The following is a 13263-nucleotide window of genomic DNA, read 5'->3' on the forward strand; positions in this document are numbered from 1 at the left end:
AGGAATCCCCACATGAAAAGACCTAAAACTGTCTTCCGTATAGCGATAATAAAGATGTTTAATTTCTAATATAGAAAACAATAGCGTTGCTACATTCAATATGTAGTAACGCTATTTAAATTTTTTAAAACAGGGTTAAATTTTTCAAAAAAATTACCTATCAAAAATGATATTCAATTAAATTCATAAGTTTATCCCGCATTAACGGACAGTAAGACCCCCACCTCAAAATTCACAGGAAGCAAAGAAGTTAGGTAGGGGCGGCCTGCCCGTAAAAACCCGATTGGTGAGGGCTGATTAAAGTTTCACTTTATCCTTTACTGTACCTTGTAACTACATTTTACCTTGCTGTAGAGAAACAAAAAAACATTTTTCTTATTCAATAATTCCAATTTCTAGAGCCTTTTGAACAGCTTCTTCTTTGTTACGGACTCCCAGCTTTGTATAAGCTGTAGAAGCATAATTTCTGACCGTACCATTCGATAAATATAACCTTGATGCTATGGTAGTGTATCGAAGTCCCTTGGCTACTAGTTGCAATATTTCTATTTCCCTAGCTGTTAGCTCATAAGCGGCTGCTTTTGATTGTGGTGTCTCTTTTTGCTCATCAAATTTCTCAAATATTTTGTGAGACATTCCCTGATCAATTAGTGTCCCACCTTTGTGAATAAGTCGGATCGTATTGGCTAGCTCCAACGTTTCAATAGATTTGAGTAAAAAACCATCCGCACCGTTGCGAAGTGATTCCACTGCCTGTTCGGTATCTTGAAACGTTGTAAAAATCAATACGCGGATATGTGGCCATTGTTGCTTAATCTTTTTGGTTGCTTCGACTCCATCCATGTGCTGCATATCTAAATCCATAAGTATAACATGGGGTTGAAGGCGCCCACACAAATCGATGGCTTCATTGCCATCTTCAGCTAAACCGACTACATTTAAATCTTCATATCTATCGAGTAGTGTCCTCAAACTTTCCCGGACAAATGGCTGATCGTCTACAATTAACAAACGAATAAGTCCATCTTTTATTTCAGTTTGTCGCGGTATGGTACAAGTAACAAGCATTCCTTCCTCAGGCTTTGTATATACAGACAATTGACCTTGCAAGTTCATTGCCCGTTCTTTCATCGCATTCATACCAAAGCCTTCCTGCCATTCTACATTTCCTTTTCCATTATCTTGAACTTCTAACCTCGTATATTGTTCGTCAAACTGCAATGAAACTATAATTTCAGTTCCCTGACCATGACGTACTGCATTCGTAAGGGACTCTTGTAAGCAACGAATGAATGCGATCTTCGCTTGCCGAGACAGCTGATATTCCTCTCCGAATGTCCTAAAACTTACATTTACCTGAGCATGCTCCTGAAATTCGGCTCCAAGATTTTGTAGAGATTGAATTAAGGAAGGCGATTGACATGGAGAATCCATTTGATGTAGGTAACCTCTCACGTCCTCGATACTTTTCCGTCCCATTTCAAGCAGAGAGTCTAGCCTCTGTATACCCATTTCAGTAGAAAGTTCGGTACGCAACGTTTCCATCCCCATAATAATAGAAGTATAAGCATGACCAACTGTATCATGAAGCTCACTCGACAGTCTGTTCCGTTCTTCCGCCAGTGTGATGCGTTCAATCTGAGACATATATTGCTCAAGTACCGCGTTTTGTTTACGAATTGATTCATTTTGTTTATGATTGACGATTAATAAATGAAAAGCGAAGCCCATTACATATGCGAATCCATAATAGGTGACCATAACCCAATAGCTATTACTTGCCGCAACCGCATAGAAAATTCCAGTCGTTATAAAAACTGTTATTGGAGCTGTCCAATAATAGGACAAATGCTTACTATTCGCAGCAATTAGAAACACTGATATAAGAAATGTGTTGTAAGCTCCTGGAAATAATGAGGTTAAATATATACATAGTCCACCATACAGCAGTATTTCTGTGAACAAATAATATTTATAATTGAATAGTAAGGCTACCCATGGAATAGAGAAGGCAATAATTTCCCAAAGAATAATACTCCAAAGTGGTAATGTTAAACCATCCTGAAAATTTAACGTAGCTAGAATGATAGACACACTAGCAAGTAGGCGTACCCCCAACATAATCCAATCATACCAAAACCAATACTTAACCATATCTAACAAGTTCTTTACCCCCTAAATAGCCTACCATTTTCTTCCTATATTATAATTTAATTCTTCCTGTCTTATTATACTTTTTAATTTAAAACTACGATACTACTCACAGACTGCAAGCTTTTATTGATTTAGTTGCCGAATCATACTACGTGTATAGCCCCCAATTTTCTTTGTCAAACCTTCTACTATTCTAATGCTTATGGCGGTAAATACTATCCCCATAAACATTACAAAGAGGGACTTGGCAAAAGTATCTATCTGTATGAATATAATATTCATATCGATGTATCGATACAGTAGTGGTGCCAACAGGAGCATAAGTGGCATTACATAAAAAATGATTGCACTAATGAGACTGAAAATGCCAATCACAAATTTCTGTATTAACCAATAGACAGCAGACCAAGTACGACGATCTGTAAGCACTAATTTCACCTGAGCCCAGTTCGATGTATCTATTGTTATACTTTTATCATAAGAGTCTGTTGAAATATCTGTATAAATTTTCGTCTGTATGCGCTCGAATTGGATAAAAGGTGTCGTAGTCTGTAGTACGCGCATAATTAATGGAATCCCAACAACAGTAAATGAAAGGGTTAAACTAAATAGCAGAGCTATAAGATAAAAACAAAAATAAAACAATCCTGTAACGAAAGTTAGCAATAAAAAATAACCATTCTGGATGAATTTTGATTTCATAAAGTTCATCGCTCCTATCTATGTAATAACCGAATCATACTGCTTTTTTTGTCATTCTCACTAGTGTAAAAGTGTCATATGACAGTTCTAAATGATATTAAAAAGGGGGAGAGCAGTTTACTTCTAGTTAACAAAGATGCTTGTATCCCGCTATTTGCCAGGCAGTAAGACCCCCGCCTCAAAATTCAGCGCTAGGTGGGGGAGGCGGGCTGCCGGTAAACGCACGATTGGTGAAGGCTAATAATAAGTGGGGGATGAACAAAAACTTGCTGATTAAAGTTTCACTTTATTAATCCCCACAAAACAATCCCGTTCTTACATCTGCAAGAACGGGATTGTTTTGTACTTTTATTTAATATGAGATGGACTTGTTTTTCGAATATGAAAAATAATATCAAATTGCTCAAGCAATGAAGTATCAAAGTATACCGAACTGTTGGGGATGATTTGTCCTCCTATACTTAGTAATGGTCTTTTTGCTTTAACCCATTTTTCTGCTTGCCCTTTAAGGTGACGGTTATCCAATAAAAACATGTTATATGGTACTTTTCCGAGAGTGTAATTGAAACTTTTTACATCTTGTGGAATAGCGTCTGTTGTAATCTTACCTCCGGTGGAAGGATTATATTCGCTATATAAGGTGAAATTCCCCTCCGTAGTTGTACTACCAATTGTGACATAATTATTGTTTAAACGTTCCTTTAAAAACTGCCCCGCAACATCAGGATATAATTGCTCATCGATAATTCCTTTAGCTATATGAATATTGTGTCCCCATACCATCGTTTTACCACCAAATGTCTCTTGTGCCCACATTGCATGATCGGCCAAGTATTGCTCATGTAGCTTTATCATACTTGGATAGTCGTTAGGAAGTAGCATTGTGGTAAATTTCTCTATTGCACTTGCCGTTGCTTTCACCCAGATGTACTCAGGTGAAACTATTTCTGTGTTGGCTTGCTCACTCTCATCTTTTAGTAATCGAGCTACCCTCTCAGCGTTTGCTTTGAACTTCTCTTTCAATTCAGGAGTAAGTTTCATATATTCCTGTATACTTTCAGTAAAAGACGATAATTCTTTATAATTTTCTTCTACTTCTGCCAACAAATCCGGTCGATGCACCCTTACATAATCAATTACTTTATTAAAGCTGCCTTGGTCCAACGTTTTTAAGTCGAGCCCAATAAATTGGATCTTTTTTTTATTGGATGGATCAGCATTATAATCTTTCATCCACTCAATCATGGCTATAATTTCATCAGTAGGATATAACAAGTTTAAAAATTCCCTAGGGTTTCCTTTTCCTGTTTGGATATATTCATTTAGTTTTAAGCCGTTTCCCCAATCTTCTTCCATTGTGAAATTTGTAAAACCCATCTCAGTAACCAAATATTTCACAAGGCGAAACTTCATAGTGAAAATTTCAGAGCTTCCATGAGTATTCTCTCCTAATCCTACATATTGTGCGCTCCCAATCATTTTCTTAAGTGGTTTTAAATCCTCAAATGATTTTGACGGCTCTATCGTTTTTAATGGGTAAGCCTGTGATTGTATGGATTTAACTATATTTTTTTGTATTGATTGACCTGAATTTTCGACTGCTACTGTTTGAGCCTTTCCTACTTCCGCGCATCCTGTGACTAATAAAGCTGTACTAACCATTGCAATTATTTTTTTCTTATTCATTTTTTTCACCTCAATTGAATTATTTGTAAAAGCAAGAATGATTCATTGTACTTGCACGAATCAATTGCCTTAATTCAATTGTTATTTATTCCATATCATATTTTCTAGTTACATAGTGTCATAAGGTTAATTGACACAGGTCATAGACTAATCATTACACTTTTGTACTATCGGTTATGACAACTTATAAATAATAATTACATGGATAAGTTGCAAGTAAAACTAGATTATAAATTTGGGAGTGATGTTAAAGATGAATGAATCTGTATGCCAAAATATTTTTATTCTAAGGTGTGTCTGTAGAAATGACAAAAAGTAAATTCGATAAACAAGTGAATGAAAGGGGAAGGGCGGATTACAATGATATTACACGCAAAATCGTTCCACAATAAAGATAAAATCCAACGTGCTAAAATAGGACTGCAACTCTTTCTGAGTATCTTAATCATTACTTCTATTATCCTAAATGTAGTAGTAATAATTACGAAAAGTATGCCGCTTATTGTGGTATATATGTTTACCCCAGCATTATCTTCTATTTTGACTCGCATAATGCTGAAAGAAGGGTTTAAAGATGTATCTTTTAGTCTCGGTAACTTAAAGATATGGAAGGGAATCGGTTTTGCTCTGCTAATCCCTATGATTATTTGTGGAATTACTTATTCTATCGCCTGGCTGAGCGGAATTGCAGGGTTTCAGCATCCTGAAGGTGGTATGTTAGAACCGATCTACAATATGCTTGGACTTCAGTATGTAGCGGCACCATTCAGTTTCATTTATCTAGTTGTATTGAGCGGCGTCTTTGGAAGTTTGCTTAGCTTAATCCCAGTTTTGGGAGAAGAAATGGGTTGGCGAGGTTATATGCTCACAAGGCTAGTCGATGCAGAGTTTTCACGGCCGATCCTTATTAGTGGATTGATTTGGGCAACGTGGCATGTTCCAATTGTTATTGCTGGTCTATATGTAGAGGGACCATCTGTCCTATTTTCAGTGCTTGGCATCTATTTTTGTATTGTGCCATTCAGTTATATTACAGCTTATTTACGACTAATCACAGGTAGCGTTTGGCCTTCGGTTATCATCCATACTACTTGGAATGCCATTATTCAAGGACCTTTCGCACGTGCAAGTACAGGATATCAAACTGAGATTTGGGTTGGAGAATCTGGCTTGATAACCGCTATTATTATCTTAATTACTGCAATAATTACGTCTCGAATCGTAAATTTTACTAAATAGCATACGGATGTGTTTTAAATTCAATTAGTGAAATATGACGAGGCGAAATAAGATGCTCCTAAAAATATTAGAAAAAATCTAGTTGAACAGACTCTTACTTAATCTTAGGCTGCTGGATATGTGGGTACATCAAGCTAAGAAAATAAACTTGGTTTGCCATAAAAAACATAATGTTTTCATTTAAAGGCTATGAAATGAAATTTCATCATCTTCATCACGTTTGACCTTCAGGAAATAAAAAGTTAAACGATTATACAAATACTCTAACTGAAAAAACGATAGTTCTTCTACATTTTAGATAGAAGGACTATCGTTTATTTTTTTGACAAAATTAGGAGGTGATGTTTATAAAATGGATAATATAATTCGTATTTTACGTAAAGAGAAGAAGTTTTCCGAAGAAGATGTAGTTAATTCCTTTGGTATAACGGTTGATTGAAATTTCATTTTATGACTTGTAAAGGACTGTTCAATGCATCGTACTATTAAAAAATCTAAATTTAATCATTAAATTGCGATAAAATGTGTTCGGAAATAATGAAATTTTAGGAAAAATAAGGTACACTAGTTTATGATTTTAGTTGAAAATCGTTTGACGTTAATGCATACGGGGGAAAGATTGATGAACAACAATACAACAAATGAATCAGTTAAAGAAATTGATCAAAAACGAGTAAGATCAAAAAAACGTTATACAAATTGGAAGTTTATCGCAGTGGGTATTGGTGTAATTGCACTTCTTATTGGGGGAATGAGTTATTATCAGGCAACTCACTTCAATTCGAATGTTACAATTAATGACACAAAAGTTGGTGGTCTGAGCGCTGATCAGGCAATACAGAAACTAAAGACATCTGGACTAGCAAACAAAGTCTATGTTGATCAACAACAAATTTTAGATGAAAAAGATACAAAAACGGAACTTACGGAAAAAGATTTGCCTCAGGTTAAGAAACTATTAAAAAGTCAGTGGACATTTTTTCCTTCCTCAAAGGGAGAAAATTATTCATTGCTACCAGAGAAGGCAGATCAGTATCGTAGTGAAACGATGAAAAAACTTGTAGAAGAAAAGCTCATCTCTATGAATGAGAAATTAAAAGCGCCTCAAGATGCTATGGCGAAGCTAGAACAAGGGAAAATTGTTATTTCGAAAAGTGTTGAAGGAAAACAGTATGATGTTACTAGTCTACTGAAAGATTATGATAAGCAAAAATATAAAAGCGAAATTCATCTGAAGTCTGCATACATAAAACCTATTAAAGAAGACGATCCGATTGTCAAAAAAGAGGAGAAAGCACTACAGAATCTTCTTGGGCAGTCTGTTGAGTATAAAGTGCAGGATGAGGTTTATCCTTTAAAAGCGAAAGATTTAATTCAAAATGCCTCTATGTCAAAGGATATGAAAGTTACAATTGATGCGAGTGACATTAAGAAGAAAATTACTGAAATTAATAATGCCAAATCAACATTAAATAAAGATTTCTCATTTAAAACTCATTCCGGTTCAGTCATATCAGTAAAAGGACAAGGATACGGCTGGGCACTAGATGTTGAAAAAGAAACTAAACAAGTTCAACAAGCCTTTGAGAAAGGCGAAAAATCGCTTTCTGCTTCTAATATTCACGGAAATGGTTGGGAGAAGGAAGGTATCGGTTATAAAACAACAGCGAATAATGGCATCGGAGACACGTATGCAGAAGTTTCAATTGCAGAGCAACAAATTTGGATTTACAAAGATGGAAAATTAGTTGTTACAACAAATGTAGTAACTGGTAAACATAGTACTGGTGAAGATACATCACCAGGTGTGTGGTACGTCCTATATAAACGAACACCATATACGCTAAGAGGTAACGCAGTAGGAAAAGCTGATTATGCGGTTAAAGTAGATTACTGGGTTCCATTCACAAATAGTGGTCAAGGATTTCACGATGCCGGCTGGCGAAAAGACTGGGGAAATAATGCTTATTTAACAGGAGGATCAGGTGGGTGTGTGAACCTTCTTCCTAATGTTGCAAAAACTGTATATGATAGTTTGAACACGTATGATCCAGTTATTGTGTATTAAAAAATAGCTACGTATCAAGAAATAAACAAAGCAGGAAATCTTACCTGATGGTATATGAAAAAACACCTCTTGCATTCGCATACTAAGTGAAGTGACCCAATGAAATAAGACAAGGAAAAAACACCTCTTATACCGTATTTAATTTAAATACGAATATACGGAGGTGTTTCTTTTATGGGGACGAGAAAATCTTATTCAGAAGAAATTAAATGGAAAGCAATCAAGCTGAAAAAACAAGGATACACAAATAAAGAAATTATGGAACAATTAGGAATTAAAAATAAAGCACAGATTAAAACTTGGATGAAGTGGCATCGTGAAGGTGAAACGTATCGTTTTAGTCGCCCTGTAGGAAAACAAAGTACGCTACAAAAGGCTAGTGAAGGAGGTATAACTGAAATCGAGAAACTTCAGATAGAGAATCGGAAATTAAAAATGCAACTAGATATTTTAAAAAAGTACCAAGAAATCGAGAGGAGTTGGTTAAAGAAGTAGTTGTAGAAGTAGTGGAGTTGATGAAAGATGAGTACTCCATTAAAGAGATATGTATATTAATTGGTATACCTCGTTCTACTTATTATCGATGGAAAAATAAAGTGAAAGATGTAAAGGAAGCAAAATTAGAACAGGCTATTTTGAAAATTTGTATGACAAATCACTTTCGATATGGACATCGAAAAGTTACTGCTTTATTGAAACGAAAATATAATTATCACCTAAATCGAAAAACCGTACAAAAAATAATGCAAAAGAAAAATTTACAATGTAGGGTTAAAAGAAAGAGAAGAACCTGGATCAATGGGGAAAGTAGAATTGTTGTAGAGAATCTCTTAAATAGAAATTTTCAAGCTAACAAGCCAAATGAAAAATGGGTTACAGATATTACATATTTGCCATTTGGTACAGAGATGTTGTATTTATCAAGTATTATGGATTTATATAACAATGAAATCATTGCGTATGAAATAAGTAACAGACAAGACGTAACACTTGTCTTAAACACAGTTGAGAAGGCGATCAAACTAAAACAAAAGACTCAAATTATACTACATAGTGATCAAGGGGCCGTGTATACCTCCTACGCTTTCCAAACGTTATCTAAAGAGAATGGCATTACCACAAGTATGTCCCGTAAAGGAAATTGTCATGATAATGCCGTAATAGAATCTTTTCATTCCTCATTGAAATCTGAATTGTTTTACTCCCAAGAAAAACAAATACATTCAACCTCTACTCTCAAACAACTCATTCACGATTACATTGAGTATTATAATACGGAACGTATTCAAGAAAAGTTAAACTACCTGTCTCCTATAGAATATAAGAAACAGGTAGCATAGGTGTTTTTTTCATGTACCAAATTCGTGGGTCAGTTCAAAGTGCAAATGCAATGGAGGTGTTTTTGTTTGAATACAAGAGCGTATTGCTTATAAGAAACAAAGTAGAAAGAAATAATAAGTATTCAAATAGTCAATAAAATTGACAATGAATATCATTTTCACTTAATATAGAATCGTTGCATTTAATTAGACATGAATTTTTTGTTAATATAATAGATTTCTATTAAGTTGTCACATTTAAGAACTATCATTAAATATTTTAAGAATTTAAACGTAGGAAAGGGTAATATAAAATGAACTGGAAAAAAGGCGGATTATGGGTTATTATTTTTTTCGTTGTAAAAGGCACGATTTCTACACTTTTAATCGTTACAGGTGCTAAATATTTTGATCTATCATTTATGCAACTTATCTTATTAATTCTGACCTTATTAGTGATTTCTCTAATAAGCCGAAAATTACTGTATAGACATAAACAAAATAAAAAGCAAAAAGAGCTAAATATATAATGGAGCCCCAGAGACCTTTGGATTTCTGGGGTTTTATTTCGATAGTTTTTTCGCATGTATATCAATTTAACAGAATAGGTTGTCCAAAATGATAAAATCGATGATGTTTAAAATGCGTCAGTTATTTTTACATAAGGATTGTAGAGAGCTTTTAAATATTAATCTTTATTTTGAAGCGACAGACGCGCATACATTATGCTCTTTTTTCAATTGGTAGTTTAAATGTAAAAGTACTGCCTTCTCCTAATTTACTTTCAACCGTAATTTCTCCTCCGTGTAGTTCGATAATCCATTTTACCATCGACAATCCTAAACCTGTGTTTCCGATGTTTGAAGATGTGCGTGCTACGTCAACTCGATAGAAGCGGTCCCATATTTTCGTAATATGTTGCTCGCTGATGCCAATGCCATTATCGGAGACTTTACCTATTATGTTGGTTCCATCACGGAACAGTTGCATATGCACAGTGCCGTTCGCTTTACTATAAGCAATCGCATTCGTTAGTAAATTCATTAATAAACGCATCATCAATGTTTGATCTGCTTTTATAAACAGGTTTTCCTCTATATGAGTTGTGATATCAACCGATGTTTCTTGATCCATTAATGAAAGCTCTTCTACAACGATTTCCGTTAATTCACTCATATTAATACATTCAAATTGGAAAGTATTATGGTTTCCTTGATCAGCTCTTGCTAACAATAAGAGTTGTGAGATTAGAGCGGACATTTTACGTGATTGCTTTAAAATTACTTCTAACGATTCTTCCATTTCTTTCGGGTTATTTCTCTGCGATAAAGCGTATTCGCATTGTGAAATAATAACAGATGTTGGCGTTCTTAATTCATGAGATGCGTCAGATGTAAATTGTTTTTCACTTTCAAATGATGTCTCCAATCGCTCAAACATTTTGTCAAAGGTTTGTGCTAAATGATACATTTCGTCTTTCGGTGAACCTTGTAAATGAATTCTCTTCGAAAGGTCTTTACCATCACCAATTTTACTAGCTGAATCACTCATTTGTTGCACAGGTCGAAACGCTCTTTGCGTAATAAAATATCCCCCGACTGCCGCAATGAGAATAAGTAATGGGAATGAGATGATTGTTACCACAATAAGCGTATTCATCGTTGAGGATAATTGGTTCATAGTCATTATTCCACGAACCCAGACTTGCTGATCGCCGCCTGTATTATGGAGAAAATCATATACTATCCATTCTTTATTACCGTCTTTAATAGTTTGTATTTCATCAGATTTAAGCGATATCTGTTTATTAAAGCTTGTTGGACTATTTCCTGCTAGCAGCTCACCTTGTTTACTATAAATACTAATATTTACTCCATCTTCTAAGGCTTCAAAATCATCGTCCATCTTTAATTGTCCATGCTTATATTCGATATCTTCCATGCTTTCTTTTACTGTGTTCTTCAATTGATCTTTCATATTAAAAAGCAAAACTTTATCTGAAGAAGTTAAAATAAAAGCTAACACGAGTGCCATAATAATTACAATTAGCCCCGTATACCACAGAGTTATTCTCATTTTTATTGATAGTCTTTTCATGATTCTACTCGCAATACGTAACCAGTTCCTCGTACTGTATGAATTAACTTCGTTTCAAACTGGCTATCAATTTTTTTGCGAAGATAGCGGACGTAAACATCAATAATATTCGAGCCACCTTCATAATCGTAATTCCACACATGTTGCTCAATTTTATCTCGTGTCAACACAACTTCTTTATTACGAATCATATATTCTAAAATAGCAAATTCTTTACTGGAAAGAGTGATAACTTGGTCTCCTCTTGTTACTTTATGCATATTGCAATCTACCACTAGGTCAGCGATTTCAAACACATTAGATGTATTTCCTGTTTTTCTTCGCATTAACACTCGAATTCTTGCTAACAGTTCATCAAAAGCAAACGGCTTTACTAAATAATCATCTGCACCTAAGTCGAGTCCTGTTACACGATCATCAATTGTATCTTTAGCTGTAAGAAGCAAGACCGGAGTTGTATTATTGTCCGCGCGTAATCTTTGTAATACTTGTAAACCATCTATTCCTGGAATCATAATGTCAAGTACAATCAAATCGTAGGTAGCCATGTTTATATAATCCAGGGCATCTTCTCCATTCCCACATGCATCGACACTATAATTTTCTGCATTTAATCGTTTTACCAATATATTTTGTAAGTCTTGTTCATCTTCGACAATAAGAACTCGCATTAACATTCTCCTTTTTTCCTTATTTATATGTATCATTATAATTCCAAAACATTAAAGAAAGATTAGAAACTAGTTAATTATATCATTTTATCCAGCATTAACGGGCAGTAAGACTCCTCCTTCAAAATTCGGCGAATGGCGAGGGAGTTAGGGGAAGTCGGGCTACCCGTAAAAGTCTTCACTTTATTTTTTTGTACATTAATCTTCCTTTAATGTTTGTTCAGTAATATAAAGGCAAGGATAAGGTACACATGTAAAGGGAGGAAAACAGAATGAGAAAGTGGATGTTGATTGGAGCAATGTCTTGTGTATTGTTAACAGCTTGTTCTACTCAAGCTGATAACAATACAGAAGTACAACAACTGAAGGTGGAGAATGATACATTGCAAAAAGAAAGTTCTCAATTACAACAAGAACCAATCAAAACACAAGCTGCTGCGAATGATAGGAAGCAAATACAAGATTTCAAAAACGAAGTCACATCTATCGTTGAAAAGACAAATAACACGAAACCAGTTGGATCAAAAGAAGAAAACTTAAATACGTACTTAGCAGCAAAAAAAGAAATTGATCAATTAGATGACAAGATAGATCTGTCTGATAATCAGCTAGAAGCAGATTATCACGCTGGAACGATAACTGTTGAACGATATCAAACGCAAGAAAGAGAACACGATATACTGGAAGATCAATTAGAACAAGCAGAAAATGCACTCGAAGCAAGATTTGGAATAGATGATTAATTATGAAGGAGTGGATGAAAATGTTAAAACATAAAAAGAAAATAATGATAATTGTAATTGCTATTTTAGTAAGTGGTATTGCTATTGTTGGTGGATATTATGGTATGGGTTACAATTATGCAAAAAAGAATGAAAACTACACAGAGAAACAAGTTCGTGAAATTTCTTTAGCTCATACAAATGGAGAAATTATTAATGTGAAAAAAGAATTTGAATTAGAAGATGACAACTTAGCACAATCAAAATTTGAATATGAAGTGGAAATCAAGACACCTGATAATCTGTTAAATATTTTAAAAGTTAGTGCTAGAACAGGTACAATAGAACTCAATAATGAAGATTAAATAAATATCGCTTATTTGAAAAAACTCCTAACAAAATTTGTTAGGAGTTTTTTCATGTTTATACTTTACTATTTTAAAATGTGGAAAATCTCCATACTTCTACAATCTATATAAATGACTCAAGCTTCGCATCTTTTGAATGCCCTGAAGTGCTAAACCTAAGTAAAATAATGAACTATCCTATGGAAGAAAGTTGAGGGAGCTAATCGCATATATTTTATTGAAAGGATGTGATTGAAT

General features: G+C 34.5%; 11 protein-coding genes. 6 read left to right on the forward strand and 5 right to left on the reverse strand.

The annotated features are described in order from the left end of the window. Nucleotides 1–375: 375 nt before the first annotated feature. The 3 genes from MKY38_RS06390 to MKY38_RS06400 all read right to left on the reverse strand — a co-directional run bounded on the left by MKY38_RS06390 (nucleotide 376) and on the right by MKY38_RS06400 (nucleotide 4542). On the reverse strand, nucleotides 376–2163 hold the full coding sequence (locus MKY38_RS06390) for a helix-turn-helix transcriptional regulator (protein ID WP_025708656.1): 1788 nt from the start codon (nucleotides 2161–2163) through the stop codon (nucleotides 376–378). Between the two features lie 114 nt (nucleotides 2164–2277). Next, complete coding sequence (locus tag MKY38_RS06395; RefSeq protein ID WP_070180287.1) at nucleotides 2278–2856, reverse strand: sensor domain-containing protein; 579 nt, start codon at nucleotides 2854–2856, stop codon at nucleotides 2278–2280. A 348-nt stretch (nucleotides 2857–3204) separates the two neighbouring features. Further along, nucleotides 3205–4542, reverse strand: coding sequence for an erythromycin esterase family protein (locus MKY38_RS06400; protein WP_341048429.1), 1338 nt, complete (start codon nucleotides 4540–4542; stop codon nucleotides 3205–3207). Nucleotides 4543–4902: 360 nt separating this feature from the next. On the opposite strand from MKY38_RS06400, the gene MKY38_RS06405 reads away from it, so the two are divergent. From MKY38_RS06405 to MKY38_RS06420, 4 genes are all read left to right on the forward strand, one after another. After that, complete coding sequence (locus MKY38_RS06405) at nucleotides 4903–5781, forward strand: CPBP family intramembrane glutamic endopeptidase (RefSeq protein WP_341048431.1); 879 nt, start codon at nucleotides 4903–4905, stop codon at nucleotides 5779–5781. 622 nt (nucleotides 5782–6403) lie between these two features. Then, nucleotides 6404–7849 carry a L,D-transpeptidase family protein gene (locus MKY38_RS06410; RefSeq protein ID WP_070180284.1) on the forward strand — a complete coding sequence of 482 codons (1446 nt, stop codon included), beginning with the start codon at nucleotides 6404–6406 and terminating at the stop codon, nucleotides 7847–7849. 174 nt (nucleotides 7850–8023) lie between these two features. Beyond that, nucleotides 8024–9189 (forward strand): IS3 family transposase gene (locus MKY38_RS06415; RefSeq protein ID WP_171902538.1). Its coding sequence is split into 2 segments (ribosomal slippage): nucleotides 8024–8321 and nucleotides 8321–9189, totalling 1167 coding nucleotides; the frame shifts between segments, so codons are not numbered across the junction. Between the two features lie 293 nt (nucleotides 9190–9482). After that, entirely contained in the window at nucleotides 9483–9698 is a 216-nt protein-coding gene (locus tag MKY38_RS06420) for a hypothetical protein (RefSeq protein ID WP_001104104.1), read from the forward strand. 193 nt (nucleotides 9699–9891) lie between these two features. Here MKY38_RS06420 and MKY38_RS06425 read toward each other — a convergent pair whose 3' ends face one another. Together MKY38_RS06425 and MKY38_RS06430 are read right to left on the reverse strand one after the other, a co-directional pair. Beyond that, nucleotides 9892–11265: a sensor histidine kinase gene (locus tag MKY38_RS06425; RefSeq protein ID WP_070180281.1), complete on the reverse strand. Its 1374-nt coding sequence runs from the start codon at nucleotides 11263–11265 to the stop codon at nucleotides 9892–9894. After that, nucleotides 11262–11936 carry a response regulator transcription factor gene (locus tag MKY38_RS06430; RefSeq protein WP_070180280.1) on the reverse strand — a complete coding sequence of 225 codons (675 nt, stop codon included), beginning with the start codon at nucleotides 11934–11936 and terminating at the stop codon, nucleotides 11262–11264. The genes MKY38_RS06425 and MKY38_RS06430 overlap by 4 nt, the downstream gene beginning before the upstream one ends. Nucleotides 11937–12208: 272 nt before the next feature. On the opposite strand from MKY38_RS06430, the gene MKY38_RS06435 reads away from it, so the two are divergent. Beyond that, complete coding sequence (locus MKY38_RS06435) at nucleotides 12209–12679, forward strand: hypothetical protein (protein ID WP_025708644.1); 471 nt, start codon at nucleotides 12209–12211, stop codon at nucleotides 12677–12679. 20 nt (nucleotides 12680–12699) lie between these two features. Further along, a complete protein-coding gene (locus tag MKY38_RS06440; RefSeq protein WP_025708642.1) occupies nucleotides 12700–13023 on the forward strand; it encodes a PepSY domain-containing protein in 324 nt (107 codons plus the stop codon). Nucleotides 13024–13263 lie beyond the last annotated feature (240 nt).

The sequence above is a fragment of the Bacillus sp. FSL R5-0585 genome (assembly GCF_038004545.1).
GTDB lineage: Bacteria > Bacillota > Bacilli > Bacillales > Bacillaceae_G > Bacillus_A > Bacillus_A cereus.